Annotated in this window: 28 protein-coding genes; 17 read left to right on the forward strand and 11 right to left on the reverse strand. The window is 54.2% G+C overall.

What is annotated here, in order from left to right:
- Positions 1-224: hypothetical protein (locus ACK4IR_RS04330; RefSeq protein ID WP_409872828.1), on the forward strand; the 224-nt coding region annotated here is incomplete at its 5' end.
- Positions 225-310: 86 nt separating this feature from the next.
- On the opposite strand, the gene ACK4IR_RS04335 is transcribed toward ACK4IR_RS04330, so the two are convergent.
- From ACK4IR_RS04335 to ACK4IR_RS04350, 4 genes are all read right to left on the reverse strand, one after another.
- On the reverse strand, positions 311-466 hold the full coding sequence (locus tag ACK4IR_RS04335; protein ID WP_409872830.1) for a hypothetical protein: 156 nt from the start codon (positions 464-466) through the stop codon (positions 311-313).
- A gap of 205 nt (positions 467-671) precedes the next feature.
- Positions 672-1,289: a Crp/Fnr family transcriptional regulator gene (locus ACK4IR_RS04340; protein WP_409872832.1), complete on the reverse strand. Its 618-nt coding sequence runs from the start codon at positions 1,287-1,289 to the stop codon at positions 672-674.
- Between the two features lie 166 nt (positions 1,290-1,455).
- On the reverse strand, positions 1,456-2,976 hold the full coding sequence (gene trpE / locus ACK4IR_RS04345) for an anthranilate synthase component I (RefSeq protein WP_409872834.1): 1,521 nt from the start codon (positions 2,974-2,976) through the stop codon (positions 1,456-1,458).
- A 33-nt stretch (positions 2,977-3,009) separates the two neighbouring features.
- Positions 3,010-3,831 (reverse strand): aldose epimerase, encoded by an 822-nt coding sequence (locus ACK4IR_RS04350; protein WP_409872836.1) that lies wholly within the window; start codon positions 3,829-3,831, stop codon positions 3,010-3,012.
- An 84-nt stretch (positions 3,832-3,915) separates the two neighbouring features.
- On the opposite strand from ACK4IR_RS04350, the gene ACK4IR_RS04355 reads away from it, so the two are divergent.
- From ACK4IR_RS04355 to ACK4IR_RS04380, 6 genes are all read left to right on the forward strand, one after another.
- Complete coding sequence (locus ACK4IR_RS04355) at positions 3,916-4,281, forward strand: hypothetical protein (RefSeq protein ID WP_409872838.1); 366 nt, start codon at positions 3,916-3,918, stop codon at positions 4,279-4,281.
- 99 nt (positions 4,282-4,380) lie between these two features.
- Complete coding sequence (locus tag ACK4IR_RS04360) at positions 4,381-4,722, forward strand: LapA family protein (RefSeq protein ID WP_409872840.1); 342 nt, start codon at positions 4,381-4,383, stop codon at positions 4,720-4,722.
- 72 nt (positions 4,723-4,794) lie between these two features.
- Positions 4,795-5,361: a peptide deformylase gene (gene def, locus ACK4IR_RS04365; RefSeq protein ID WP_409872842.1), complete on the forward strand. Its 567-nt coding sequence runs from the start codon at positions 4,795-4,797 to the stop codon at positions 5,359-5,361.
- A gap of 22 nt (positions 5,362-5,383) precedes the next feature.
- The gene (locus tag ACK4IR_RS04370) at positions 5,384-5,581 is read left to right on the forward strand and encodes a hypothetical protein (RefSeq protein ID WP_409872844.1); all 198 of its coding nucleotides are present in this window, start codon (positions 5,384-5,386) and stop codon (positions 5,579-5,581) included.
- 15 nt (positions 5,582-5,596) lie between these two features.
- Positions 5,597-5,980, forward strand: a complete 384-nt coding sequence (gene gcvH, locus ACK4IR_RS04375) for a glycine cleavage system protein GcvH (protein WP_409872846.1) — start codon at positions 5,597-5,599, stop codon at positions 5,978-5,980.
- Positions 5,981-6,916: a branched-chain amino acid ABC transporter permease gene (locus ACK4IR_RS04380; protein ID WP_409872848.1), complete on the forward strand. Its 936-nt coding sequence runs from the start codon at positions 5,981-5,983 to the stop codon at positions 6,914-6,916.
- A gap of 10 nt (positions 6,917-6,926) precedes the next feature.
- Here the strand turns inward: ACK4IR_RS04380 and ACK4IR_RS04385 are convergent, their stop codons facing one another.
- Together ACK4IR_RS04385 and ACK4IR_RS04390 are read right to left on the reverse strand one after the other, a co-directional pair.
- Positions 6,927-8,597, reverse strand: coding sequence for an HD domain-containing protein (locus tag ACK4IR_RS04385; RefSeq protein WP_409872849.1), 1,671 nt, complete (start codon positions 8,595-8,597; stop codon positions 6,927-6,929).
- 93 nt (positions 8,598-8,690) lie between these two features.
- The gene (locus ACK4IR_RS04390; protein ID WP_409872851.1) at positions 8,691-9,422 is read right to left on the reverse strand and encodes a hypothetical protein; all 732 of its coding nucleotides are present in this window, start codon (positions 9,420-9,422) and stop codon (positions 8,691-8,693) included.
- A 71-nt stretch (positions 9,423-9,493) separates the two neighbouring features.
- Here ACK4IR_RS04390 and ACK4IR_RS04395 point away from each other — a divergent pair, with 71 nt between their 5' ends.
- The 5 genes from ACK4IR_RS04395 to ACK4IR_RS04415 are packed head-to-tail and all read left to right on the forward strand — an operon-like array spanning position 9,494 to position 16,295.
- Complete coding sequence (locus ACK4IR_RS04395; protein WP_409872853.1) at positions 9,494-10,018, forward strand: GNAT family N-acetyltransferase; 525 nt, start codon at positions 9,494-9,496, stop codon at positions 10,016-10,018.
- A 38-nt stretch (positions 10,019-10,056) separates the two neighbouring features.
- A complete protein-coding gene (gene purL, locus ACK4IR_RS04400) occupies positions 10,057-12,342 on the forward strand; it encodes a phosphoribosylformylglycinamidine synthase subunit PurL (protein ID WP_409872854.1) in 2,286 nt (761 codons plus the stop codon).
- Positions 12,343-13,791 carry an amidophosphoribosyltransferase gene (gene purF, locus ACK4IR_RS04405; protein ID WP_409872856.1) on the forward strand — a complete coding sequence of 483 codons (1,449 nt, stop codon included), beginning with the start codon at positions 12,343-12,345 and terminating at the stop codon, positions 13,789-13,791.
- Complete coding sequence (locus tag ACK4IR_RS04410; protein WP_409872858.1) at positions 13,788-15,638, forward strand: prolyl oligopeptidase family serine peptidase; 1,851 nt, start codon at positions 13,788-13,790, stop codon at positions 15,636-15,638. Before purF ends, ACK4IR_RS04410 begins: the two co-directional genes overlap by 4 nt.
- Positions 15,639-15,644: 6 nt before the next feature.
- Positions 15,645-16,295 (forward strand): riboflavin synthase, encoded by a 651-nt coding sequence (locus tag ACK4IR_RS04415; RefSeq protein ID WP_409872859.1) that lies wholly within the window; start codon positions 15,645-15,647, stop codon positions 16,293-16,295.
- 5 nt (positions 16,296-16,300) lie between these two features.
- On the opposite strand, the gene tsf is transcribed toward ACK4IR_RS04415, so the two are convergent.
- Together tsf and rpsB are read right to left on the reverse strand one after the other, a co-directional pair.
- Positions 16,301-17,215, reverse strand: coding sequence for a translation elongation factor Ts (gene tsf / locus ACK4IR_RS04420; RefSeq protein ID WP_409872861.1), 915 nt, complete (start codon positions 17,213-17,215; stop codon positions 16,301-16,303).
- Positions 17,216-17,232: 17 nt separating this feature from the next.
- Entirely contained in the window at positions 17,233-18,024 is a 792-nt protein-coding gene (rpsB, locus tag ACK4IR_RS04425; protein WP_409872863.1) for a 30S ribosomal protein S2, read from the reverse strand.
- 217 nt (positions 18,025-18,241) lie between these two features.
- Here rpsB and ACK4IR_RS04430 point away from each other — a divergent pair, with 217 nt between their 5' ends.
- Positions 18,242-19,633 (forward strand): AAA family ATPase, encoded by a 1,392-nt coding sequence (locus ACK4IR_RS04430; RefSeq protein WP_409872864.1) that lies wholly within the window; start codon positions 18,242-18,244, stop codon positions 19,631-19,633.
- 424 nt (positions 19,634-20,057) lie between these two features.
- Here ACK4IR_RS04430 and ACK4IR_RS04435 read toward each other — a convergent pair whose 3' ends face one another.
- Genes ACK4IR_RS04435 through ACK4IR_RS04445 form a run of 3 tightly spaced genes read right to left on the reverse strand, consistent with a single transcriptional unit; the run spans position 20,058 to position 22,181 of the window.
- A complete protein-coding gene (locus ACK4IR_RS04435; RefSeq protein ID WP_409872866.1) occupies positions 20,058-20,645 on the reverse strand; it encodes a 4'-phosphopantetheinyl transferase family protein in 588 nt (195 codons plus the stop codon).
- Positions 20,646-20,648: 3 nt separating this feature from the next.
- On the reverse strand, positions 20,649-21,086 hold the full coding sequence (locus ACK4IR_RS04440; protein ID WP_409872867.1) for a hypothetical protein: 438 nt from the start codon (positions 21,084-21,086) through the stop codon (positions 20,649-20,651).
- Positions 21,087-21,146: 60 nt separating this feature from the next.
- A complete protein-coding gene (locus tag ACK4IR_RS04445) occupies positions 21,147-22,181 on the reverse strand; it encodes a Gfo/Idh/MocA family oxidoreductase (protein WP_409872869.1) in 1,035 nt (344 codons plus the stop codon).
- A 147-nt stretch (positions 22,182-22,328) separates the two neighbouring features.
- Between ACK4IR_RS04445 and queC the strand changes: the two genes are divergently transcribed.
- The 4 genes from queC (at position 22,329) to ACK4IR_RS04465 (ending at position 25,804) form a co-directional block, all read left to right on the forward strand.
- Positions 22,329-23,027 carry a 7-cyano-7-deazaguanine synthase QueC gene (gene queC / locus ACK4IR_RS04450; protein WP_409872871.1) on the forward strand — a complete coding sequence of 233 codons (699 nt, stop codon included), beginning with the start codon at positions 22,329-22,331 and terminating at the stop codon, positions 23,025-23,027.
- Positions 23,028-23,156: 129 nt separating this feature from the next.
- Positions 23,157-25,079 (forward strand): molecular chaperone DnaK, encoded by a 1,923-nt coding sequence (gene dnaK / locus ACK4IR_RS04455; RefSeq protein WP_409872872.1) that lies wholly within the window; start codon positions 23,157-23,159, stop codon positions 25,077-25,079.
- A 253-nt stretch (positions 25,080-25,332) separates the two neighbouring features.
- Positions 25,333-25,494, forward strand: a complete 162-nt coding sequence (locus ACK4IR_RS04460) for a hypothetical protein (RefSeq protein ID WP_409872874.1) — start codon at positions 25,333-25,335, stop codon at positions 25,492-25,494.
- A 10-nt stretch (positions 25,495-25,504) separates the two neighbouring features.
- Positions 25,505-25,804, forward strand: a complete 300-nt coding sequence (locus ACK4IR_RS04465) for a TMEM165/GDT1 family protein (protein ID WP_409872876.1) — start codon at positions 25,505-25,507, stop codon at positions 25,802-25,804.
- The last annotated feature ends 110 nt before the right edge of the window (positions 25,805-25,914 follow it).

A 25,914-nucleotide genomic window follows, 5' to 3' on the forward strand; every position in this document is an offset into this window, starting at 1 on the left:
GGAGAAATCATGGGGAATCAAAGTGGCGCTCCCAATTTCCTCCGTTCAAACCAAGCCTTGAGCAATTAAAGCAGGACTTGATTGATCCAGAAGATTTAGCAGAATTTGACCTTCACTTTGATGAGAGCCGCTGGCTAACTTCGGCAAAGATACTACAGCGGGGTCAAGTAAAAGCTCGCACTAAAGATGACTCCAATGCAAGGGGTAACAGCAGTAACCGATAAATTACACAAAAAATTGCACAAACTTATACTATTATCGTGTTATAGTCGCTGTTATGAGCAAACTATCAATTTCTCAAGCGGCGAAATTAAAGGGTGTGTTCACCTGTTGAATTTTGTAAATTCACTTCATTGGCTGTGTTGGCAGTAGTGGTTGCCGTCGTATTCATGGCTTCCGCTTGCTCCGTGCGGTAGGCAACACCCCGATAAATTAAATTCTGCACAGGTTGAGCCGGGGGATTCATTGCATGGGTGCAGTGCTAATTTCAATCCCGATATTTTGCAACCACATCAGTTACTATCGGTTGCTTCGGTGTATAGTGAATATAAACAATTTATTTCTGTAGCCAATTTAACAGTTTTGCCACTATGAATGCAATTGGTTACAAAAATTTACACCAAAAACTTGCCCCTATTGTTCTAGAGGGACTTCCTGAAGTTGGGATGCGCTCAAATTGCAGCGGTGTTGGTAAGAATGATGTGGCGATCGCGATCGTAGGTGAGCCACTGCTCCTCTTTGAGTTTGCCTAAAAGGCGAGTCATCGTCACCCGAGTTGTACCGATAGCTGTTGCCAGTTGCTGATGGGTGAGGCGCACACTGTAGCGTGTGCCCAAGGGATGGGATTGACCAATTTCTTGCTTCAACAGCAACAGTAAATGACGTAATCGCTCCTCAATGCGGCGATGGCTGGTAATTCCTAGGAGACCTTCTGCTTGAGACAAGCGGCGGGCAAGACCGCGCACCAGACTTTGGGTCAAGTTGGGGGAGGATTCCACTTCCATCAGGGTAAAGAGCATCAGCTCCACTTTGGACAGTGCCTTGGCTTGGTAGGCGGTTAAACGGGTCAAGGGTAAACCAAAGGCAGTCCCTGGTGTGGCCAGTCCCACCACCACTTCTTCGCCATCGGGGTGCAGAAGATTCAAGAGGACGACACCACGGCTCACTAGCCAAATGCGCTCTGGCTCCATCCAAATGCTGTCCCCAATGCTAAATGTGTGGACTCGCGCCGAAGAACGCCAGCGTGCATCCACAGGGGCAGTAAGTGTAGGGGCAGAGAGATTTGCCATGGCAGCAGAACCTCAAGCAAAGAAACCAACCTCTAGGTTCCTGTTCCAGAGATAGGTAGTTTCTCCAACACTCCCAGTCCTTGTGTTCTAGGTAACGTCAGCGGAAACTGCCTTCTACCTTAGGAGACAAACGTAAAGACAAGATAATCCACCCTTCAAGATTGGGTTAAGGTTTCATCGCCAGTGCAGAGATTGCCTCCAGCAACCCGCGTGCTTTGTTCAGAGTTTCTTCGTATTCCCGCTGTGGATCCGAGTCAGCCACAATACCAGCTCCCGCTTGCACATGAATCAGATGTTGATCCTCGGTTAGAGGTTGCACCACCATTGTGCGAATGGCAATGGCTGTATTGAGTTGACCTTCAAAGTCATAGTAACCATAGGCACCCGAGTAGGGGCCACGGCGGCAACCCTCCAATTCATAGATGATTTCCATGGCACGAATTTTGGGGGCACCACTGACGGTGCCGGCAGGGAAACAGGCTTGCAGTAGATCCCATGCCGTTTTATCGGGCAATAGCTCCCCCACCACATTACTGACAATGTGCATGACATGGGAGTAGCGTTCAATCACCATGAACTCTTCAACGGTGACAGTTCCCTGACGACACACACGCCCCAAGTCATTGCGCCCCAAATCCACCAGCATGACGTGTTCAGCCACTTCTTTGCTGTCGGCAAGGAGTTCTGCGGCGAGTTGCTGATCCTCGGCGTAGGTCTGTCCCCGTCTGCGGGTGCCGGCAATAGGACGCACGGTGGCAAGGAGAGAGCCGGCTTTTTCAGGATGGTGTTGGGCTTTGACCATGACTTCGGGACTAGAGCCAATGATCTGCCACGTGCCAAACTGAAAGTAGGCCATGTAGGGAGAGGGGTTAATCAGGCGCAAGGAGCGATAGAGGGCAAAGGGATCGCCGCTGTAGGTGGCGCTGAGGCGTTGGGAGAGGACGACCTGGAAAATATCGCCCGCACAAATGTAGTCCTTGGCTCGCTCCACATTGGCACGGAAGACTTCGGGAGTAATGTTGCTGGTGTAACTGGGGGTCTGACGACTGGGTTGCCAGTGGAGTTGAGTGGCCTCAGCAGGAATACGGGTTTGCAGTTTGCTCAAAAGCCGCTCTAGGCGATCGCTGGCGTGGGTGTAGGCCGTTTTCAAGTCCGTTGCCCGGGTGTCGGCATAGACCACCGCCCAAATTTTCCGCTTCACCTGATCAAAAATCAGGATTTGATCCACCTGCATCCAGACGCCATCGGGCAAATCTCGGTTGCTAGGAGGATGAATAGGAACCCGTGGCTCAATCCACTGAATCAGTTCATAGCCCCAAAAGCCAAAAAGACCGCCAATTCCCCCCGGCAGTTGGGGTAGCCTCACAGGCTGATAGGGGGCAAGGCAATTGGCCAAAATGGTGAAGGGATTGCCGGTAAATGTGGTTACAGAGCCATCGCGGTGGGTTTGGGTGGTTTGGTTGCCCCGCGTTTCCAGCACCCACAGGGGATCACAACTAAGGAGACTATAGCGAGCCAGTTGTTCTCCCCCCTCGACGGACTCCAGCAAAAAGTTGTAGGGGCGATCGCGACAAACCCGATACCAAGCCGATACGGGGGTATCCATATCCGCCACCCACTCCTGATAGATGGGGATGAAGTTCCCCTGCTCAGCAAGCTGACAAAAGGTCTGAAAATCGGGATACATGGTCGCGTGCGTGAAAACTTTTCTATTCTCTCCCTAAAGGGGGGCAACAGCAATCTCGACGCCAAGGGTGAGGTGCTTCTGGGGCGGTACATGCAGTAGATCCACCCCTGTATTCAAGGCATTGCGGGGAGCTGTCCAAGGCTCTAGACAATAGTAGGGCTTGCCCTGCACGGTCCAAAAAACGAGGGTTGTAAATGCTGTATCGTAGCGCAATGTTAGACAATACTGTTGTTGCAGGTCACAGACGCGAGCCACTTGACCTGTGAGGGGACGACAGGCCAAATCCAGCTCTACCGCACTCCAGTCAAACGTGCCGCTAAAGGTGAGGGGTTGCTGCGTTTTTTGATCCACCATGCCATGGATTGGCAAATCAAACTGCAATTGGTGTTTGTTAGCAACCGCAAAGTAGGGGTGCAGACCAAAGCTAAAGGGCAGTGGTGTGTCACCGGGGTTGGCCACCTCAAGGGCGATCGCCAAAGAATCAGCAGCGAGGGTGTAGGTTAATGTCAGGTGAAAGGCAAAGGGATACACTTGGCGCGTGGCTGGCGTGTCTTGCAGTCCCAGTTTCAAAAGATGTTCCTGCTGATCCAACACCTGCCATGGCAAATCCCGCGCAAAGCCATGCTGCCTAAGCCGATAGGCTTGGCCATTATAGTGAAATGTATCCTCGGGCAGATTGCCACAGATGGGAAAGAGAAGGGGAATACCGCCGCGCACGCTCAACTGCGGGTTGGCAAAGCGCTCTCGATCTAAGTACAGCAACTCATGCCCTCGCCACTGCCAGCGGCTAATCAGGCCACCGCGCTCTGGAATCACTTCGACGCGAGTACGTTCGGCGTGGAGAGTATAGGGCATTACCATAGCTCGATGGTGCGCTTGCTTTTTAGGATACACCTGTGACTACGCTAAAATAGCGGCAATGCCCTTGGAGGGAGGCCGATGTCCCTAAGATTTACCCTAAACCCCACCCTACGTTTTTGGTTCAGTGTGTTGCTGGTAACTTGGTTACTGGGGCTCCTAGGGCTGGGCTGGTTAGTGCAATCCTTTCTAGTGCTGTTTTTAATCTTGATGTTGACCCCTGTGCTGCTTTTTGCAGGGTTGCAGCTTTGGTTGCGCTGGAAGCTGGTGACGGCGGCCTGCCCGGTGTGTGGCTTTGAATTTAGCAGTTTGAACAATACTCAAACCCAATGTCCCGCCTGTGGTGAAGTCCTGAGGGTGCGCGATCGCCAGTTTCAACGATTGGCTCCCCCCGGCACCATTGATGTCCAAGCCGTAGAAGTCAGTCACTCAGTGATTGAGGACTAGCCACAATGGTATGATTAGCCCAAGATGGTTGGTCGCTGGCAACATGCCCGCTGCGACAATCTCTGTCTATCTATGATTAGATTTATTACAGGATGCCCTATGCGACAACTGAACTTCTTGATGATATTTGTCATTGGCTTGGGCTTAGTTCTCTTTAGCATTCAAAATACGGATCCCGTTAGTATTAAGTTTTTTGAAGGGAAAGTGATTCAAGCCCCATTGTGCATTGAACTCATTGTGGCCATGGGCATTGGTGCCGTCTTTGCTTGGGTCTTTAACGTCTGGGTACAGGTACAGCACATCTTTACCATTCGGGTGGAAATGGAAGCCCGTGATGAGCAAATTGCCCATCTTGAGCAGGATGTAGAGCGCTACAAAGCTGCCCTAGAGGAACAACAGCGCCTTCTGCCGAGTGTCAGCAGTGCCTCGACAGAAAAGTAGTCTAGCGCCTCAAAAATTCGTTAGGCTAGGAAGTGATTAATTTTGTTACTGTTTGCTAACTCGGCGTGTCCTATGGCTGCATCTCTGGCTGTTGAAAAGAAAAAGTTAAAAAATCCGCCCCTACAATTGCACTATCTGGGCGATCGCGTGCTGCGTCAAGCCGCCAAACGGGTCAGCAAAGTGGATGACAGTATCCGTGATATTGTGCGGAAAATGTTACAAACCATGTACAGTGCCGATGGCATTGGCTTGGCCGCCCCCCAAGTGGGCATCAACAAGCAAATTTTGGTAATTGACATTCATCCCGACGACCCCGCCGCAGAGCCGCTGGTGATGATTAACCCGGTCATCAAGGACTTCAGTGAAGAGCTGGAGGTGTGCCAAGAGGGGTGCCTGAGTATTCCAGGGGTGTACTTAGAGGTGCGTCGTCCAGCCATGGTGGAGGTGGCCTACAAAGATGAGTGGGGGCGTCCCCAAGTCATCATGGCGGGTGGGTTGCTTGCCCGAGCGATTCAGCATGAAATTGATCACCTCACGGGAGTAATGTTTGTCGATCGCGTGGAAAACCAAGCGCTGCTGCGCCATGAACTCAAGGAGCATGGGTTTACTGCCAGTGCCGTGCGTCCCATTGCTGCCTAGGAAACTCTGAGGATCATCGTCTGTGGCCAAGAGTTATCTATACCTACTGGGTGCCTGTGTGGCAGCGATCGCCACTGTGGGTTGTGTTTTTGAACTCAGTTCTGGGGAAGCCCAGTTGGGAACCATACCGACCACCGTAATTCTGCTTCTCAGTGTGCCCCTAGGTTTAGCGGCCTTTGTGACGGCCGTGCGCCTTGCCCGTGCCAGCGATCGCTCCTGAGGATTGGAGTCTGCTATGACACTCACCTACCCTGAAGATCTGCACTATCTCGACACCCATGAGTATCTGCGCCTTGAGGGCGAGACAGCCACCCTCGGCATTAGTGCCTTTGCCGTCGATCAACTGGGGGATATTGTCTTTGTCGAGTTGCCTGCCGTTGGCGACACCCTAGAACCTGGCGAGCGCTTTGGCACAATTGAATCCGTCAAGGCCGTTGAGGATCTCTATGCGCCCTTAGCGGGAACTGTGATTGCCGTCAATCAAGGGGTCATTGATAACCCCGAGCAAATTGCTGCGGATCCCTATGGGGAGGGATGGCTGGTAAAAGTACAGGTCAATACCCCCCCGACAGGACTCCTCTCAGCAGCCGATTATCGTGCCCTTGTGGAAGGCGCTTAGGTGGCAACGAGTGCCCTGCAAGTCCTTGTGGATGGACTGGCTACAGGTAGTGTTTATGCCATTTTTGCCCTCGGCTACACCCTTGTCTTCTCAATTTTGGGCATCATCAACTTTGCCCACGGTGCTGTTTTTGCCATTGGTGCTTACTTCACCTATGCCCTCTTGGGAGGACGCTTTGGCTTTAATGGTCTGTTGGCTAATGCACAGCTTCCCGTTGCCTTGCCCTTTGTGCCGGCCTTAGTTCTGAGTGCCATTGGCTGCGGTCTATTGGGGGTGGCCATTGATGGGTTTATCTTCCGACCCTTGCGACAGCAGCCCACCGATACCCTCCTGACCGTCGTGGCAAGCCTTGGGGCTGCGGTTCTCCTCACCAACTTGATCCAGTATTTGGTGGGTGCCGAAGTCTATACCTATCCCGATCAACTCTGGGGTGGGTTGCCCCTTACCCTGCAACTGGGGGAGATTACGGTGCGCACCAGCCAATTTGTCATCTTTGCCGTGGCCGTGGTCTTGATGATCGGCTTGACCTATTGGGTGAAAGGGACGCGGATGGGCAAAGGATTGCAAGCGGTGGCCGAAAATCCCACCGCCGCTACATTACTGGGGATTGATAGCGATCGCATTATTCAAGTGACCTTTTTTGTCAGCAGTGCCTTGGCTGCCGTTGCCGGCACCCTCGTTGCTTTGAGTGTCGGGATTACAGGACCGCAGTTTGGGGTGATCTTTGGTCTTAAGGGGTTAGCGGTGATTGTTCTGGGGGGTCTAGGGAGCTTACCAGGCACCATGCTGGCGGGCTTTTTGCTAGGACTGGTGGAGGCAATGGTGCCTGCTTCTGCTTCGGGGTTTCGGGATGCTGCTGCCTTTGCAATTCTCTTTCTTGTGCTGTTGGTGCGACCCCAGGGGCTGCTGGGTCAGCCTCCAGTTGAAAAAGTCTAAGGCTACTCAATCAGTAATTTACTGCTGTAGCTAGAACCGTACTACTGGCGGGCACTAATTCCAACTTCAAGCTGACGCCAAATTGGGTTTCAAAGGGTTCTTTTTTGTAGTTGACACTCCAAATTTCCAACTCACAGCGATCGCAAGGATCCGCCGGATGCACCTGCACCCAAAACTCCCGCTGCGGAGCATGCCACTCACAGCTAATGTGATCCACGGCACCGATTTGCCGCCGATCTAAGGCCGAGGCTAGGCGTAGAATTGCACTGAGTTGCTCGACAATTTGCCGTTCCCGCCGTCCCACCAATTGGCGGAAGTTCTCATGCTTTTTCTTGGGGGGACTCTTGCGGTGATAGCGACAGAGGTTAGCAATGATCTCAATTTCCGTATCGGTGTAGCCGAGTAGGCCACCGTGGCGCACAAGGTAGTAGGAATGTTTGTGGTGGGCTGAATGGCTGACATAATGACCGGCATTGTGGAGAATGGCCGCTGCCCAGAGGAGTTCGCGTTCGGCGTCGGTCCAGTGGTGCAGAATCCCTTGGGTGCGATCAAATAGCGTCAGGGCAAAATCGGCCACCCGTTCACTGCTGGCAAGGTTGACGTGGAATTTTTGCGCCAAACTGTAGATACTGCGCTGGCGGACGGAGCTTTGATAGCGAAGGCGGTCTTCAATTAGGCCGTGGGTGAGCATCCAGTCCACAATGATGCCTTCCCGCAGGGCGCGATCGCAGGTGATCAGGCTGGTTTGGCCCAGCATTTCCATCGCTTCAGCAAGAATCACTGCCCCGGCAACAATAATTTCTGCGCGCCGCTCCGACATCCCCAAAAGTTGACAGCGCTGGTTAAAGTTCAGCCGCCGCAATTTGGCCACAAGGGCTTTTAAGTCCGCTAGCGTGAGTTCATAGCCCCGTAGGGAGGGAGGGCAAGCGCCAAGGCGATCGCAGGTGTGAATCATCATCAAGCTTTCAATCGTGCCTGAGGTGCCCACCAACTGCGGTTTTTCATGGGGGTCGAGATGCTGCCGCAGCTCTTCCACGGGACGATCCAACATTCCCCGCACATAGGCGCGCAGGGCGGCATAGTCCTGATCACTAATGGGGTCACTTTTGACCAATAAATCCGTTAGGCGCACTGCCCCCACCTTGGTACTGCTGAGATAGCGGGGTTCATGGCCATCGCCAAGGATTAACTCTGTGGATCCACCGCCAATGTCAATAATGATGTGGGGCTTGCCATTAAATTCCAGCCCGGAGAGTACGCCTAAGTAGATGCGCCGCGCTTCCTCTTCGCCGGAAATCAGATCAATTGTCAGACCGGTTTCTGCCTTGACCCGCTCTAAAAACTCGCGACCGTTGGGGGCTTCGCGCACGGCACTGGTGGCAACACCGATGATCTCTTCGGCCTTAAGACCGATGGCCAGTTCCCGACAGCGGCGTAGGGTGGCGATCGCCCGCTTCATGGCCTCTTCCGTCAGTTGTCCCGTAATTTGGCAGCGTTCCCCTAAACGCACCATGTCCTTTTCGGCAGCAATGATTTTGAAGCTGGGTAAACTGGGCTGAATTTGTACCACCACCATGTGAATTGAGTTTGTCCCGACATCAATTGCCGCCAGAATGCGATCGCTGAGGTTCACCGCTCGCCACAGGTGGAGATGTTGTTCGGCCGTCATGGGACTTGTCATGAAGGGGACAAACACACCTTATCGTACCCTAACTACAACTTTTTTCACGAGGATAGAACACACTCAAAACGCTGAAAGCGGGTATCTCCTATTTCAGAAAATAGCTGTATTTCCTGTTAAATGATCCTTAATTTTGGCGGCAATCCGTGAGCCTAAATAATCGGGAATGACACTGCCATTGGGCCCTAGCAGATAAAGCAACAATCGCACCCGCCCCTGCCAAAGCATAAAGTTGATATTCACCACCAGCAACTCCTCTTGCCAAATGGCGTGCATTACCTTGTAAAGCAATGCAGGATGATTCGTGGACTCTACCAAGAGGGCCGGCAGATGAAAGACCTGATCCTGATAAAAACTGGTGCTAATTTGCGGCAGGCCTTCATTGAGGTTAAACTCCATGGCCAGCATTTCCTCAACGGCAAACTCCCCACTGAGGGTCTGCTGCAGGGCACGGCGCACGCTTTCACTGCGTTTTTTCGTCAGGGGCTTGCCCTGCTCTGAGAGCACCAGCTTGACAAAGACCAGCATCGGTGGTCGCACATGGCCATAGAGGGACACATTGTGAATCGTCAGCCGGTAGGCAGCCATCACCCCAAAGAGATCGCTGAGCAGGTAGGAGCGATTGCGGTGGGCAAAGTGGAGAACGGAGCGATCGCCCTCCGGGACAATCTGAATCACCGCCTGATTGGTTTTGTGAATTTGAAAGGCCAGTTTCAAGTTCTGCAATTGGACATCCCGACCCACAAATTGCTCATAAAAGTCCGGAAAAGAGCGATTAAACCGCTTCAGGACATCAAGGTTGCGCAGTTGAAAATCAGAAACCATCGGTGAGAGTCGCTATACTATAGCCTAGGCCGGGTTACACTTGGTCGTTTCCCCATCTCCAGCATACTTGCATGAGCTTCTGGAAATCGCTGTTCAATTCGCAATCAACTGCCGGCGCCACCACCACGTCTCCTAGTTTAGGGTCTGAGGGCGGGCGAGACAGTGGCAGCGAAAGCCAAATTATTTTTAGCAAAGAAAAAGATATTGATGTCTATGAACTAGAAGAACTCTGTGATGCGGTGGGCTGGGCGCGCCGTCCCATTCGCAAGGTGAAAAAAGCCATTCAGCATAGCTTTTTGGTAATCTCGATGTGGGAGCAGCGGGGAGCCTATCGTCGTCTTATTGGCTTTTCCCGTGCCACCTCCGACCATGCCTTCAATGCCACGATCTGGGATGTGGTGGTGCATCCCGAATTTCAGGGGCGGGGGTTGGGCAAAGAACTTATGCGGCAGATTATCAAAGAACTCCGCAGTGAGGACATCAGCAACATTACCCTCTTTGCCGATCCCCATGTGGTGGACTTTTACCGTCAGTTGGGCTTTCGTCCGGATCCTGAGGGGATTAAGGGGATGTTTTGGTACCCCAATTCCCGCTAGACCCGATAATCAGTAACATAGCCGAATGATCCTTTGCCATGAGTCAAACGCCCCTCGTCAGTGAGGCTGAGATTGCTGCTGAAGGTCTCAAGCCCCAAGAATACGCCGAAATTGTCCGTCGCCTTGGCCGCCATCCCAACCGCGCTGAATTGGGGATGTTTGGGGTGATGTGGTCAGAGCACTGTTGCTACAAAAACTCCCGTCCGCTGCTCCAGCAGTTTCCCACCCAAGGGTCACGGGTACTGGTAGGCCCCGGTGAGAATGCCGGCGTGGTGGACTTAGGGGAGGGTTTGCGCCTTGCCTTTAAGATTGAGTCCCACAACCATCCCTCCGCCATTGAACCCTTTCAGGGGGCAGCGACCGGGGTAGGGGGAATTCTGCGGGATATTTTCACGATGGGGGCGCGTCCCATTGCCCTGCTCAATGCCCTGCGCTTTGGTGATCTCAAGGAACCAAGAACCCAACAACTAGTCAAGGGGGTGGTGGCAGGGATTGCCCACTACGGCAACTGTGTCGGTGTGCCCACGGTGGGGGGGGAGGTCTATTTTGACCCCTGCTATGCGGGGAATCCCTTGGTGAACGTCATGGCCTTGGGTCTCATGGAAACCCCCGCCATTGTCAAATCAGGGGCGAGTGGCATCGGCAATCCTGTGCTGTATGTCGGCTCTACCACGGGGCGGGATGGCATGGGGGGCGCCAGCTTTGCCAGTGCGGAGTTAAGCGATGAATCCGCAGGCGATCGCCCCGCCGTCCAAGTGGGGGATCCCTTTACGGAAAAATGCCTCATTGAAGCCTGTCTTGAAGCCTTTCAAACCGGAGCAGTGGTGGCCGCCCAAGACATGGGGGCAGCGGGCTTGACCTGTTCGACCTCGGAAATGGCTGCCAAAGGGGGGGTCGGTATTGAACTCGATCTTGACAAAGTGCCCGCCCGCGAAGAAGGGATGGTGCCCTACGAGTTTCTGCTCTCGGAGTCCCAAGAGCGGATGCTCCTGGTGGCTGCTCAGGGGCGGGACGCAGAACTGATTGCGATTTTCCGGCGCTGGGGCTTGCAGGCGGTGGTGGTGGGGCGGGTGATTGCCGAACCGGTGGTGCGGGTGCTGTACCGGGGCGAGGTGGCCGCAGAAGTCCCTGCCCGTGCCCTGGCCGAAGACACGCCTGTGTATGAGCGACAGTGCCCCAGTGAGCCACCCCTCTATGTGCAACAGGCGCGGCAATGGTCGGTGGATCAATTGGCACTACCGGCGCGATCGCCCTCGGAGATCTTGCTCACCCTCTTAGCCACCCCCAGTATTGCCTCCAAGGCATGGGTCTATCGCCAGTACGATCACGAAGTGCAAAACAATACCCTCGTCTTTCCCGGCGATGCCGATGCCGCCGTGATTCGCCTGCGGGGCACTGCAAAAGGGATTGCAGCTACGGTGGATTGTCCCAGTCGCTATGTGTATCTGGATCCCTATGAAGGGGGCAAAGCAGCTGTGGCGGAGGCCGCCCGCAATCTCAGCTGTGTCGGGGCGGAACCCCTGGCCGTCACCGATAACCTCAACTTTGGCAGCCCAGAAACACCCGTGGGTTACTGGCAGTTGGCCAATGCCTGCCGAGGGCTTGCCGAGGCCTGTCGTGCCCTCCAAACGCCGGTCACCGGTGGCAACGTCTCCCTCTACAACGAAACGATTGAGAGCAACGGCCGGCCGCGCCCCATTTATCCCACGCCGGTGGTGGGGATGGTGGGCCTGATTCCCGATGTGCAGCGGGTGGTGGGTCAGGGCTTTCGGGCAGGGGGAGATGTCATTTACCTCCTGGGCTTGCCTCTGACGACCCCTCTGAGTGATCCGCGCATTAGCCTCGGCGGTTCAGAATACCTTGCCCAGATTCATGGCCTGGTGGCGGGTCGTCCGCCCCAGATTGATTTAGACCTAGAGCAGCGGGTGCAATCGGCCTGCCGCTATGGCATTCAGCAGGGGTGGGTTGCCAGTGCCCACGATCTAAGTGAGGGGGGTCTAGCCGTGGCCTTGGCGGAAAGCTGTCTCAGCGGTCGGCGAGGGGCAAAGATTCAATTGCCGGCGGGCACCTATCCACGGTGGGATGCGCTACTGTTTGCAGAGGGAGGAGCGCGGATTCTGGTGTCGGTGCCACCCCCAGAACAGACGGCGTGGGAGGCCTATGTGCAGGCGCAACTGCCCGATGCGTGGACGCGCCTAGGGGTTGTCAATGGTGAAGATACAGAACTGTGGGTTGAGACCGCTGACCATTCCACACTCATCAAGGTTACGATGGAAGAGTTAGAACTTGCATGGCGATCGCCCCTGCCGAAGTATTTGGACTAGATGACAGAACACCAATTTGCCGATAAGCCGGAAGAAGCCTGTGGGGTATTTGGGGTCTATGCCCCTGGCGCAGAGGTGGCGCGCCTCGCCTACTTTGGTCTTTTTGCCCTGCAACACCGCGGTCAGGAATCGGCGGGCATTGCCACATTTGCCGGGGACAGGGTGCACTGCCACAAGGCCATGGGCTTGGTTTCCCAAGTTTTTGATGAAGAGATCCTAGGACGGCTGGTGGGAGACTGGGCGGTCGGTCACAACCGCTACTCGACCACCGGTTCCAGTCGCATTGTCAACGCCCAACCGGTGATTGTGGAAACTCGCCTAGGGTCTTTGGCCCTGGCTCACAACGGCAACTTGGTGAATACCTATGCCCTGCGGGAACAGGTGCTGGCCTGTGAGGCGCCGACGGCGGTGCTTGCCAGTACAACGGATTCGGAACTGATTGCCTGGGCGATCGCCCAAGCGGTGGGGCAGGGGCAATCCTGGTCAGAGGGGATGATCACCGCAGCCCAACAGTGCCAAGGCGCTTTTAGTCTGGTGTTGGGTACCCCGGCGGGATTGTTTGGACTGCGGGATGCCCACGGCATTCGTCCCTTGGTGATTGGTCGCCTCCCGACAGCGGGAACGCCCCACTATGTCCTTGCCTCGGAGACCTGTGCCCTCGATATTATCGGCGCGGACTATGTGCGGGATGTTGAACCAGGGGAACTCGTCCACATTACTGCCGCAGGGATTGGCAGTGTGCAATGGGCAAAGCCGCAACGGAAGCTGTGCATCTTTGAGATGATTTACTTTGCCCGTCCCGACAGTGTCATGCAAGGGGAAAGTCTCTATAGCTACCGCCAGCGCCTCGGGCAGCAGTTGGGTCGTGAAGCCCCCGCCGATGCCGATGTGGTAATTGCTGTTCCAGACTCTGGTGTGCCCGCGGCCATTGGCTTTTCCCAAGCAACGGGAGTGCCCTATGCCGAAGGCCTGATTAAAAATCGCTATGTGGGGCGCACGTTTATTCAACCCACCCAGTCCATGCGCGAGTCGGGAATTCGCATGAAACTGAATCCACTGCGGGATGTGCTGATGGGTCAGCGGGTAGTGATTGTGGATGACTCGATTGTGCGGGGCACCACCAGCCGCAAAATTGTCAAAGCCCTGCGGGATGCCGGCGCGGTAGAAGTCCATATGCGCATTTCTTCGCCCCCTGTCACCCATCCCTGCTTTTATGGCATTGACACCGACAGCCAAGATCAACTGATTGCCGCCACTAAGTCTGTGGCCGAGATTGCGGCGCAGATTGGCGTGGATTCCCTGAGTTACCTAAGTTGGCAGGGGATGATTGCCGCCACCTACGACAGCGGCGATCGCTTCTGTTCCGCCTGTTTTACGGGCAAGTACCCGATCAGTATCCCGGAGCCGGTAAAACGGCAAAAGTTGGTGCTTGAGCAAATTCCCCAATGAGTCCGGACTACGGTTGGTGGCCTTCTATTCTCTCGGCTGCGGCAGTGAGTGCGGCTGCCCCCGCTCTTAGTGAACTGCGCTCCACGGCCCTTGGGCTGGTGTGGTTAGAGCGGCGTCCCCAAGAAAAGGGGCGGGTGGTGCTGGTACGTCAAGGACAAGAACTGTTGGCAGCTCCCTTGAGTGTCCGATCCCGCGTGAATGAGTACGGCGGCGGTGCCTACTGGTACCACGGTGATCAAATTTACTTTGTCAATGATGCCGATCAGGGGATCTATGCTCTGGGCAAGGCTATCCCCCGGCTGATCTATCGGGCTGATAATTGCCGCTTTGCCGATGGCTGCGTTGATGCGGGGCGCGATCGCCTCCTCTGTGTCGAAGAAGTGCAGCTGCCAGAGGGGGGATCGCAGCAGTCCTTGGTGGCCATTTCCCTTGCAGGGGAACGGACTGCCCTTGTCACGGGTGCCGGCTTTTATGCCGCGCCGCGCCTGAGTCCCAAGGGGGATACCCTTGTCTGGCTGCAATGGTCTGCACCGCAGATGCCCTGGGATGGCTGTGAACTGTGGGGGGCAACGGTCAAGGGCGAGGGGACCCTAGGAACGCCTTACCGCATTGCCGGCAGCAACGCAGAATCTGTGCAGCAACCCCAATGGCAGGGAGAGAGCCTCTACTACATCAGCGATCGCTCTGGTTGGTGGAATCTCTATCGTTACCGCAACGGTCGCCACGAACCCGTTTGGCAAGCTCCCTATGATGCCGGCGTGCCCCTGTGGGTCTTTGGTCAATCCACCTATGCCCTTGTGACCCCTGAAACGGCGGTGCTCACCTATAGCGATCGCGGGCTGTGGCGGCTGGCGGTGGTTTCCTTGAGGAGCGGGGAATGGCAACCAATTCCCACGGACTACAGCGAGATTCATAGCCTCGTGCGGGTGAGCGATCGCGCCGTTGCCTTTATCGGCAGTTCGCCCCTGTTGCCCCCCCATATTGTGCAGTTTGATCTTGAGGACGGCACCACCACACCGCTGCACCCCATTGCTGCTCCCCTGCCGCCGGCGTGGATTTCGCAGCCGGAAGTGCTTGAATTTCCCACCGCTGACGGTGCAACCGCCTATGGCTTTTTCTACCCGCCCCACAATCCACAGGTGCAGCCCCCCCCAAGCTCACGCCCACCCCTAATCGTAAGATGTCATGGGGGGCCAACGGCAGCCAGTGGCAGCGGTCTAGATTTGCGCACGCAGTTTTGGACAACTCGCGGCTTTGCCGTGTTGGATGTCAACTATCGCGGCAGCAGCGGCTATGGTCGCGCCTATCGCAATGCCCTGCGGGGACAGTGGGGCGTAGTGGATGTGGCAGACTGTAGTGCCGCCGCCCAGTATCTGGTGGCGCAAGGACGGGTAGCGGGCAATCCCTTGCTCATTCGCGGCAGCAGTGCCGGGGGCTATACCGCCCTTTGTGCGCTGACGTTTACCACCACCTTCCATGGGGGGGCAAGTTACTACGGCATTGGCGATCTCATTAGCCTGCTTAAGGAGACCCATGCCTTTGAAGCCCATTATTTTGATCAACTGATTGCCCCCTATCCCGAAGGGGCAGACCTCTACCGCCGGCGATCGCCCCTCTACCATGTGGAGCGTCTCACCCGTCCGGTGATTTTCTTTCAAGGACTCAAGGATGTCGTCGTTCCCCCCACCCAAGCGGAACAGATGGTGGCTGCCCTCCAAGCCAGAGGGGTTCCCGTCGAATACTACACCTTTGCCGAAGAGGGGCACGGCTTCCGCCAAAGCAGCACGATCGCCACCGCCCTTGCGGCAGAATTGCAGTTTTATCAAAGGCATTTACTCAAAGGCTAGAGAGTCATGTTTACCGGCATTATTCGGGCAATGGGTGTCCTGCGGCAATGCTCCGAGTCGCAGTTGAGGATTCAGGCTGCCGATACCCCTTTTCTTCAGGAGGTGGCCGTTGGCGATAGTATTGCCGTTGACGGCGTTTGTCTGACGGTGGAAACCTTTGATGCCACAGGCTTTACGGTCAGTGTCTCCCCGGAAACGCTACGGCGCACTACATTGGCGGCCAAGGCCGCAGCGGGGGCAAAGGTGAACCTCGAACCCGCCTTGCGCGTCGGGGATCAGCTGGGGGGGCATTTCGTCACCGGCCATGTGGATGGGGTTGGCAGCGTACTGGCGATCGCCCCCACCGGCAGCAGTTGGGAGTTCACATTCTCTGCCCCTGAAGCAGTCGCGACATACATCATCCCCAAAGGGAGCATTGCCATCAATGGCATTAGCCTCACCGTTGCCCGTTGCAATGAAAAAGGGGATGAATTCAGCATTGCCGTCATCCCCCATACCTATGCAGAAACGACGTTGCAGTTTCTTAGGGTGGGTGAGGGTGTGAACCTAGAGGCGGATTTGTTGGGCAAATATACCCGCAAGTTTCTCCTACCTCCAGACTCCTCAACCGCAGTGGAAATTGACCTCGCGTTTCTCCAAACCCATGGCTACGCCTAGGGACATTATTTTTTCTTCTTGGCGGTGCGAGACTTGCCACCGGATTTTTTGGCAGTGGCACCAAATCCTTTGCTTTCAGCCGCAGGCTCAGCGACGGGTTCAGGGCTTTTAGTAGCAGGCTCAGCGACGGGTTCCGCCGTCTGCTCAGAAGCTGGAGTTGGCTCTTCAGTCGTCGTTTCCCCTGCTGGTTCAGGGGCACTCACTTCAGGGGTCGCGGTTTCGGCCACCTCCGCCGGTGCTTCGGCAGTTTTTGCAGCGGCACTCATGGCTTGGGTTTGGGCGGCCACCTCTTCGGCAAGGTTGGTTTCTTGCTTCTCAATCCCCTCACCGAGGACAAAGCGTTGAAAGCGGCGAATCTGGATATTTTCCCCCAGTTCAGCAATATGCTCTTTGACCAACTCTTCGACAGTTTTGGACTGATCGCGGATAAAGGGCTGGTTGAGCAGGCATAGCTCTTTAAGGGTCTTCTCCAGTTTGCCGGCAACAATTTTCTCCTTGACTTCAGGAGGTTTTCCCTTTAGAGCATCGGAGCCAAGGGCAATCTGGCGTTCTTTTTCTTTGTACTCAGCGGGAATATCATCCACTGAAACAAATTCCACATTGGGGCAAGCGGCAATTTGCTTGGCAATGTCTTGGACAAGGGCTTTGAATTTTTCATTGCGAGCGACAAAGTCGGTCTCACAGTTCACCTCCACCAGTACGCCAATGCGCCCACCGGTGTGAATGTAGCTATCCACCAGACCTTCACTGGTCACGCGACCGGCCTTTTTACCCGCAGAGGCTAAACCCTTTTGCCGCAACCAAGCAATGGCGGCTTCCATATCGCCGTTAGACTCCTGCAAGGCTTTCTTGCAGTCCATCATGCCGGCACCGGTTTTGTCCCGCAGTTCTTTGACGAGTTTGGCTGAAATCTCTGCCATGATCTGTTCCTCAAGGATTAAGCGTCAGAGTCATCTGGAATATCTAGGGCTTCAGCATCACCATCGTCGCCGGCAGTCATCCCATCGTCGTCCTCATCAGCGAGATCCGCTTCCGGTTCGTCCAGCTGACCATGGCGGCCTTCGTAAATGGCATCGGCTAGTTTACCCACAATCAGCTTAATCGAACGGATGGCATCATCGTTAGCTGGGATGGGAATATCCACTTGGGTAGGGTCACAGTTGGTATCCAGCAATGCCACGATGGGAATCCCCAATTTGTGACACTCGGCAACGGCGTTGTATTCCCGCTTGACATCAACAATAATTGCGACATCGGGGAGCCGCCGCATTTGTTTGATTCCGCCAAGGTATTTTTGCAAACGTGCCAACTCCCGCCGCAGTGCTGAGGCCTCCTGTTTCGGCCGCAGATCAATGAGGCCATTTTCCTCCATGCTTTCTAATTCTTTGAGGCGATCGACACGGGTTTTGATTGTATTCCAGTTGGTGAGCATCCCCCCCAGCCAGCGCTGGTTGACGTAGTAGCTGCCACAGCGGAGGGCTTCCTGTTCGACAATGCCGGCGGCTTGGCGCTTGGTACCGATAAACAAAAAGCGTTTGCCTTTTTCGGCAGCATTGCGGATGTAGTTGTAGGCTTCATCCACTAGTTGAGCGGTTTGCACGAGGTCAATGATGTGCACCCCATTGCGAACGGTGAAGATGTAGGGTGCCATGCGGGGGTTCCAGCGGCGGGCTTGGTGACCAAAGTGAACCCCTGCCTCTAGCATTTGGGCAAGGCTAAGAACGGCCATTGAGTTGTACTCCTATGGGTTAAACAACCATCCGTCCATCATCCGGTGAGGACACCCAAGGGGACGAATGTGAAAGATTTGCAGACTTATTATCATAACCAATTAACAAGGCCTTTGGAAAGCCCAATCCGCAGCGATTTAGTAGCGTCGTGATCTTGACGCTCGAGGGTGGCCAACCTATTCTGAAGGATTCAAGACGGCTGGGTGGTGCTTAACGTTGGATATTTCCTGCTTGCGATCGCAATGGCAACAAATTCACGGTGACGAGACCTGTGAAGCCGTTATTGAGCAGTACTTTGTACAACCGCTGCTGAGTGTATTGGGCTTTGGCGATCGCGATCGCCAATCTTCCTTTGACACAGGTGCGGGCATTGCCGATGTGGCGGCACGTTTTCCCCGCGAGAATCAGCCTCCTTTTTGCCAAACTCAAGTTGACCCCGATTTAATTGTTGAGATTAAAACCCCTGCCCGTCGCTCCCGCAATACCCCCAGTCAAACCGTGGTCTTGAACCTTGAAAACGGTTCTGCCCATCGTAGCCGTGCTCTACAACAACTACGGCAACTTCTCAGGGGTTGCCATTGCCAAGGAACCGCTTGGGGATTGATCACGAACGCCCGCCATCTACAGCTTTTTCAACGCCATGGCCACTTGGTCTATCCTGCCACACCCAACTATGAACTGACCGCCGATCGCCTTGAGGACATTGTTGCAGACCTCAAAACCTGCTTGCGATCGCGCCCCCGCGCCACCACCCTCTGTATCTATAACCACAAGGGGGGAGTGGGCAAAACCACAACCACGATTAACTTGGGAGCCACCCTTGCTGTGGCCGATGCTGCTGTGTTGCTCATAGATTGCGATCCCCAAGGGGATCTCACTCGTGCACTAGAATTAACGCCCACTAATACAACACTCGCCAGTTGCCTGCAAAACCCTGAAGAGGAAATTGCGCATACCATTCGCCCCTTTAACCTGCGCATCCGCACCAGCAGCAGCATTAAATCTGCCCATATCTTTGATGTCATCCCCGCTGCCTCTGACTTGCAAAGCATTCTGATTCAGGCGATGCAAACCCAAAATCCACCGATTACCCGCCTGCGGGAACTCCTCGCCCCCTTGCGCGATCGCTATGACTACATTCTTATTGACTGCCCCAGCGCGTGGCTTTTTTTAAGTAAAAGTGCCGTATATGCCAGTGATGCCGTTTTGATTCCTACCCGACACACCGATCTCTCTTCCCTCAATAATGCGGCTCAGGTCATTGACCAATTTCTCTTTAATGAAATTCACACCTTTCGCCGCGAAGGTGGGCCGCTTCCTTTGCCCATTTTCTTTAACGGTGCTCCTACAACCGATAAGGCGATGGCCGTTGCTCAAGCAGAAATTGAACGGATTCTCCAGAAACTCCCCCACCTCACCCCCTACTTTTGGCCACAGTATCAAGCCAATAACACAAGTGTATTTGCCATCCCTGAATATGCCATTATTTCCCGTGCTGCCTTTGCCCGTGTCCCTGCGGTCTTCAAAGATAAGCGTGTCTTGGGCTTTTATCAGACATTGGTACAGACCTATCTTCAGCCTTTAACAGCTCCCCATGACCTCACCTAACAGAAAACCTTCCTAAGAGGATTTATAAAAAATCTGAAAATAGAAATTGCTTGCTCCGCTCTGTAAGACTTATACAAATCTATCCAGTCAAGTCAAATAGACTCATAGACTCCATTGTTTAGATTTGCTGCTGACTTCCTGCTTCATCGAAGTCTCAAGAGCGACGCTCTCAAGGGGTGTTACTTCTTCACAGGCTTCAATTCCCCCAGAGCTTGGGGTACTTAGCAAATTTTAACAGATGGAGCCTCCCACTGCCGCAGGGTTGGGGTGGACACACCCTTTCATTGCGCCGCTTGAGAAATTGATGGTTTGCTCATAAGAGTGATTATACACCATAAAAGTATAAGTTTGTTTAATTTTGGTTAATTTATCGGTTACTGCTGTTACCCCCCTAAAATGAAATGACCCCTCCCTGAGCAGTAGTTTATTCCATCGCTTCTGGCCGAAAAAAGAAACACTGGGGAACAGTTGGCGTTAGCACAACAATGCTGGCAATAGCGCGATCGCCCACGGGAAAACTGGCTGCCCAATGTTCCAAAGGCTGAGCTGCTGTCCGCTGCCATACCCCTATCCCCTGGGCCTTGAGCCACGCTTCATAGTATGTCCAAGCTTGCAGAAAGGAGCGATCGCCCCCCTCTAATATCCTTTGTTGCAGTGCCGCCCCAAAAAAACGCCGACTAATTGCTGAGCACTGAGAACAGGGGCGCAAAATTTCCACATCTACACCCACAGCCGCCCTGCCACTCACGGCCAAGACTGCTAAGTTACCACTATGGCTCCAGTTAAATTCCAACCCATCCAAATAGGGCTTACCTCGGGTAGCACGTGGTAGAGGCTCTTCCCCTAGGTTAGGCTGATAGCAACGTAAATAGGTGCGCAGGACAACCTCGCGGGGCACATTAGGGGAAAGTGTTAACCACCAAAGATGCAGGGCATGGGAATCTAGGGTGACATCGGGGTGTGGTGTCTGCCATTGAGGGGCAACAATTGGGGGTAAGGGGAAATCCCACACATTTTAAAGACTGAGGCGTTTTTTTAGCGATAGCAAGTGGGTACGGGGGTTAACAGGACTGCGAGGCAGTGGTAACTCAAAGTTGGGCCAATTGGGGAGACTTGCACAGGGACAGTGCACGGGGGGCAGCCCATAACAGGGCAGAGGCACCGGCATTTGGCAGCGGGCACAGGGGGTAATGTCCCAACAATCACTCAAAAGTTGGCTAAGGGTCTCAGTTGTGTCTTCAAGAAAACAGTCTCCTGCCTGACCGGAGATCACATAGGCCCAGCAGGCTTCAAAGGCTTGGCTGTAGCGATCGCCCTGCAGAACCGGTTGCGGCAGCACAGTATGCTTCCCGCCCCAAATACAAAGCCGCTTGCCCAACTGAAACCAGTAGGCGAGATAGGACTTCACCTTGGCTTGGGCGGCCAAAAAAGCACAGCCTTCCAAATCTGTCATTGACACCACCCTCGCTGCTGTACTTACTACCCTAGCGCAAGGAAACGAGGGTGAGCGGTGCTAACGAATTAGTGCCGCCAAGGAGGCATCCAACTGTCCCCAACCATGGCCATCAAGGGCCAATTGCTCAATGAGACTGGCCAAGCGCAATGCTTTGAGGGCTTGCTCTCCACCCACCGAGGGGGGGTGACCGCCACGGACACAGTTGACGAAGTGCTCCAACTCCGCATGCAGTGGTTCAATATTGCTGGTATAGACCTTCTCAATCAGACCATCTTGACGGTAGAGAACTTGGCCGTGATCGGCACTGCACGAGGCGGTGGTTTTGCGGTGAATGAGAATCTCGTTTTTCAGGAAATCTGCCTCCGTGAGGGAATTTTTGCAGTGGGCGGCAATGCGCCGTTGCTTGCGGTGGGTGACTTTGCTGGCAGTGAGGGTGGCAATAATGCCGTTGGCAAAGCCCAAGGTGGCTGTCACGTAGTCGAGGTATCCAGAATTGGCAGAGCGACTGCCCGCTGCCGTTAGGCGCACCACAGGGGAATTGGTGAGTTCCAGCAATAGGTCAATGTCGTGGATCATTAAGTCAAGAACCACTGAAACATCATTGGCGCGATCCGAGTAGGGACTCATGCGATCGGCTTCAAGGGCAAGGATTTCTTCGGTGCGCAGGACTTTGCTCAGTTCTTGAAACGCGGGGTTAAATCGCTCAATATGCCCCACTTGGAGGATGCACTGGCACTCCGCTGCCGCATTTACCAAGGATTCTGCTTCGCTAATACTGGCGGCAATGGGTTTTTCCACCAAGACATGCACCCCGTGGCGCAAGCAGGTAATGCCCACTTCGTGGTGGAGACGGGTGGGCACCGCAATACACACTGCCTCCACGTGGGGCAGCAAATCCACATAATTTTCAAAAAATTTCACCCGATATTTGCTGGCGGTATCAATGCCCCGCTCCAGATTCACATCAGAGATGCCCACAAGTTCGACATCTTTGAGTAAACTCAAAACACGGGTGTGGTGCTGACCCATGTTGCCAACACCGATAACGCCAATGCGCAGTGGTTCAGGCTGGGGACGGACGGTAGAACTCATGTCTCGGTATTTCACTCCTCTACGCAACCGGGGAAAGATTTGGTGTTGGCGATCGCCCGCCGTAAGTAAATACTCACAGGGTGAAGATTTTCAGAAAGATGCTACCACAGCATTGCCAAATGTAAAGTTTTTGATAGACAGGTTAGGATGACGACACAGAAGGCCGTTGTGTTGCTCTCAGGGGGCTTAGACTCCAGCACCGTGTTATTTCGCGCTAAAGCCCTTAGCTATGCCTGCTATGCCCTTTCCTTCGACTATGGGCAGCGCCATCGGCGGGAATTAGAGGCCGCGATTGCCATTGCCGGCGCAGCAGGAGTCCTTGAGCATCAAATCCTCTCCCTAAATTTGCAATTGTGGGGTGGCTCGGCACTGACAGATTCGACAATAGACCTGCCCCGCGATCGCGACCTAGCGACCATGCCTCAAGAGATTCCCACCACCTATGTTCCGGCTCGCAATACGATTTTCTTGAGTATTGCTCTTGCCTATGCCGAAGCCCGCGGGGCGCAAACCGTGCACATTGGTGTCAATGCCCTCGATTACTCCGGCTATCCCGACTGTCGCCCCGACTATATTGCCGCCATGCAGGAGGTCTATCGCCTCGGCACCAAGCAGGGACGCGAAGGCCAGCCCATTGAAATTGTCACCCCCCTTCTTGAGCTGCGCAAAAAAGACATTATTCGTCTGGGGAATGAATACGGCGTTCCCTGGGAAAAAACCTGGTCCTGTTACAGCGAGGGCGAAGCGGCCTGTGGTCGCTGTGATGCCTGTCGGTTGCGTTTGGCGGCCTTTGCCGAACTGGGGCTTGTGGATCCTTTGCCCTACGCGGTTCACCCCCCGCTCTAGGTTCGGTAAATCCCCCTTTTGCTCATAGCAGGAGCGATCGCACTATAGATAGGAAGAAGAGAGGGTTAAGCCCAATATGGGTGCTGTGCCCCGCATCAAAGTTAGCCTGCAAAGGGAGTTTTCGTCGCTATGGCAAAAGTTGTTGGAATTGATCTGGGAACCACCAACTCCTGTGTGGCCGTCATGGAAGGGGGCAAGCCCACGGTTATTGCCAATGCTGAAGGGTTTCGGACAACGCCCTCCGTTGTTGCCTACACCAAAAATGGCGATCGCCTCGTGGGTCAAATTGCCAAACGGCAAGCAGTGATGAACCCCGAAAATACTTTCTATTCTGTAAAGCGCTTTATTGGCCGTCGCTTTGACGAGGTAACCCACGAAGCCACCGAGGTCTCCTATAAAGTTTTGAACGTCAATGGCAATGTCAAGCTGGATTGCCCCGCCCTTGGCAAACAGTTTGCCCCCGAAGAAATTTCGGCTCAAGTCCTGCGCAAACTGAAAGAGGACGCCAGCAAATACCTTGGCGAGGAAGTCACCCAAGCGGTGATTACCGTACCTGCCTATTTCAACGACTCGCAGCGCCAAGCCACCAAAGACGCCGGCAAAATTGCGGGTCTCGAAGTGCTGCGGATCATCAACGAACCCACCGCTGCCTCCTTGGCCTATGGATTAGATAAAAAAGCCAACGAAACCATCCTCGTATTTGACCTTGGCGGGGGTACCTTCGACGTATCCATCCTTGAAGTGGGGGACGGCGTTTTTGAAGTGCTCGCCACCTCTGGGGACACCCACCTTGGCGGTGACGACTTCGATAAAAAAATTGTGGACTACTTGGCCGAGTCCTTCCGTGCCCAAGAAGGTATTGACCTCCGCAAAGACAAACAGGCACTGCAACGGCTCACGGAAGCGGCAGAAAAAGCGAAGATTGAACTCTCCAGCGTCATGCAAACGGAAATCAACCTGCCCTTTATCACCGCAACGCAGGATGGTCCTAAGCACCTTGACATGACCCTCACCCGCGCTAAGTTTGAGGAACTCTGCTCTGACCTCATTGATCGTTGCCGTGTTCCCGTTGAGCAAGCCCTCAAGGATGCCAAACTCAGCAAAGAGCAGATTGATGAAGTGGTGCTGGTAGGAGGTTCCACCCGTATTCCCGCCATCCAAGAACTGGTTAAACGGTTGCTGGGCAAAGAACCCAACCAAAGTGTGAACCCCGATGAAGTCGTGGCAGTGGGTGCTGCCATTCAAGCGGGGGTCTTGGCAGGGGAAGTGAAAGACATTCTCCTCCTCGATGTCACGCCTCTGTCCTTGGGGGTGGAAACCCTTGGCGGTGTGATGACCAAAATCATTCCCCGCAACACCACGATCCCAACGAAGAAATCCGAGGTCTTCTCCACTGCGGTTGACGGTCAAACCAATGTGGAAATCCACGTCCTGCAAGGGGAGCGGGAAATGGCCGCCGACAACAAGAGCCTCGGTACCTTCCGTTTGGACGGTATTCCTCCAGCACCCCGTGGCGTTCCCCAAATCGAAGTGACATTTGATATTGATGCCAACGGTATCCTCAACGTGACCGCGCGCGACACAGGCACCGGTAAACAGCAGTCCATTAGCATCACCGGCGCCTCAACGCTGCCCAAGGATGAAGTGGAGCGCATGGTGCGCGAAGCAGAAATGAACGCTGCTGCCGACAAGGCCAAACGCGAGAAAATCGAGACTAAGAACCAAGCAGAGCAGCTCTGCTATCAAGCCGAGAAACAGTTGAACGAGTTGAGGGATAAAGTCTCCAGCAGTGATAAAGACCGCCTTACTTCTCTCATTGCCAACCTACGTTCGGAAATTGGCACCGAAGCTGAGAAGAAACCCATTGAGTCCATTGACTTTGAACGGGTGAAATCGCTGATGCAGGATCTGCAACAAACCCTCTACAGGGTCGGCTCTAGTGTTTATCAAAGTGCTCAATCCACTGATGGGACTGGCGCCAGCAGCAGCGGCAGCAGTGGTAGTGGTGGTGATGACGAAGTGATTGACGCTGAGTTCTCGGAAACTAAATAGTCTCAATCTACAGCTTTTTGCCACAAGCTGCTCTTCCCCCTAGGCCAAGGCTTAGGGGGTTTTCGTTTCTTTTAGCTACTAGGCGGGAAGCCCCGCACCCTACCGTAGGTGAGCATCGGGAGTCTGTCACTGCGGTAGGCTCAGAGATTGCTCGATAAGAAGTTCTTGTGTTGGATGAGAAATTCCGATACGATAATATCTCTATGCTTAATTTTTGCTGAATGCTGAGACCACCCCTACCACCGAGGTAAGCATGGCCAAACGCCGCAATCCCAAGAAAGAAAAAGCCCTTCGCAACCAAGCCTATGCCCGTAAGTTTCGCAAGCGTTCTTCGGGTCGCTACCGTCGTCTCAATACAGAAAACCGCCCAGAAACCAAGACAACCGAGACTGTTGAGGAAATGACGGACGCCTAGAGGCCAGTCGATGATTAAGCGCGCGTTGCCATGGCGAGAGTTTGGGGTTGCATTTTTAACCGTTTTTCTGGCGGAATTTGCGGACAAAACTCAAATTGCTGTATTTTTCATGGCTGCCCGCGCTGCTTCTCCTTGGCTCGTATTCTTTGGAGCCGCTTTAGCCTTAGTGACGACTAGTTTGATTGGGGTATTGATTGGTCGCTGGTTGTCACAGTATCTCTCAGAACAGCGATTACAAACACTGACGGGCACTAGTCTCCTAGCGATCGCCCTTTGGCTATTGTGGGATATGTTGCACCCAAGCCTTTGATCACTGAAAGAATCGCCACTCAAGGTATGGAGCGAGAAAGTTCCTTCAGTTGATGGTTGCCCCCTGCTAAAGTGAGGGGGTTAGCTTAAGCAGGTTAATTATTTTGGGCA

The organism is Thermosynechococcus sp., from assembly GCF_046299635.1.
In the GTDB taxonomy this organism is placed as follows: domain Bacteria; phylum Cyanobacteriota; class Cyanobacteriia; order Thermosynechococcales; family Thermosynechococcaceae; genus Thermosynechococcus.

Bases quoted from the DNA above. Each gene is read 5' to 3' on its own strand.
- ACK4IR_RS04335 (WP_409872830.1), bottom strand. From the start codon at position 466: ATGAATCCCCCGGCTCAACCTGTGCAGAATTTAATTTATCGGGGTGTT.
- ACK4IR_RS04340 (WP_409872832.1), bottom strand. From the start codon at position 1,289: ATGGCAAATCTCTCTGCCCCTACACTTACTGCCCCTGTGGATGCACGC.
- trpE (WP_409872834.1), bottom strand. From the start codon at position 2,976: ATGTATCCCGATTTTCAGACCTTTTGTCAGCTTGCTGAGCAGGGGAAC.
- ACK4IR_RS04350 (WP_409872836.1), bottom strand. From the start codon at position 3,831: ATGCCCTATACTCTCCACGCCGAACGTACTCGCGTCGAAGTGATTCCA.
- ACK4IR_RS04355 (WP_409872838.1), top strand. From the start codon at position 3,916: ATGTCCCTAAGATTTACCCTAAACCCCACCCTACGTTTTTGGTTCAGT.
- ACK4IR_RS04360 (WP_409872840.1), top strand. From the start codon at position 4,381: ATGCGACAACTGAACTTCTTGATGATATTTGTCATTGGCTTGGGCTTA.
- def (WP_409872842.1), top strand. From the start codon at position 4,795: ATGGCTGCATCTCTGGCTGTTGAAAAGAAAAAGTTAAAAAATCCGCCC.
- gcvH (WP_409872846.1), top strand. From the start codon at position 5,597: ATGACACTCACCTACCCTGAAGATCTGCACTATCTCGACACCCATGAG.
- ACK4IR_RS04385 (WP_409872849.1), bottom strand. From the start codon at position 8,597: ATGACAAGTCCCATGACGGCCGAACAACATCTCCACCTGTGGCGAGCG.
- ACK4IR_RS04390 (WP_409872851.1), bottom strand. From the start codon at position 9,422: ATGGTTTCTGATTTTCAACTGCGCAACCTTGATGTCCTGAAGCGGTTT.
- ACK4IR_RS04395 (WP_409872853.1), top strand. From the start codon at position 9,494: ATGAGCTTCTGGAAATCGCTGTTCAATTCGCAATCAACTGCCGGCGCC.
- purL (WP_409872854.1), top strand. From the start codon at position 10,057: ATGAGTCAAACGCCCCTCGTCAGTGAGGCTGAGATTGCTGCTGAAGGT.
- purF (WP_409872856.1), top strand. From the start codon at position 12,343: ATGACAGAACACCAATTTGCCGATAAGCCGGAAGAAGCCTGTGGGGTA.
- ACK4IR_RS04410 (WP_409872858.1), top strand. From the start codon at position 13,788: ATGAGTCCGGACTACGGTTGGTGGCCTTCTATTCTCTCGGCTGCGGCA.
- ACK4IR_RS04415 (WP_409872859.1), top strand. From the start codon at position 15,645: ATGTTTACCGGCATTATTCGGGCAATGGGTGTCCTGCGGCAATGCTCC.
- tsf (WP_409872861.1), bottom strand. From the start codon at position 17,215: ATGGCAGAGATTTCAGCCAAACTCGTCAAAGAACTGCGGGACAAAACC.
- rpsB (WP_409872863.1), bottom strand. From the start codon at position 18,024: ATGGCCGTTCTTAGCCTTGCCCAAATGCTAGAGGCAGGGGTTCACTTT.
- ACK4IR_RS04440 (WP_409872867.1), bottom strand. From the start codon at position 21,086: ATGACAGATTTGGAAGGCTGTGCTTTTTTGGCCGCCCAAGCCAAGGTG.
- ACK4IR_RS04445 (WP_409872869.1), bottom strand. From the start codon at position 22,181: ATGAGTTCTACCGTCCGTCCCCAGCCTGAACCACTGCGCATTGGCGTT.
- queC (WP_409872871.1), top strand. From the start codon at position 22,329: ATGACGACACAGAAGGCCGTTGTGTTGCTCTCAGGGGGCTTAGACTCC.
- dnaK (WP_409872872.1), top strand. From the start codon at position 23,157: ATGGCAAAAGTTGTTGGAATTGATCTGGGAACCACCAACTCCTGTGTG.
- ACK4IR_RS04460 (WP_409872874.1), top strand. From the start codon at position 25,333: ATGGCCAAACGCCGCAATCCCAAGAAAGAAAAAGCCCTTCGCAACCAA.
- ACK4IR_RS04465 (WP_409872876.1), top strand. From the start codon at position 25,505: ATGATTAAGCGCGCGTTGCCATGGCGAGAGTTTGGGGTTGCATTTTTA.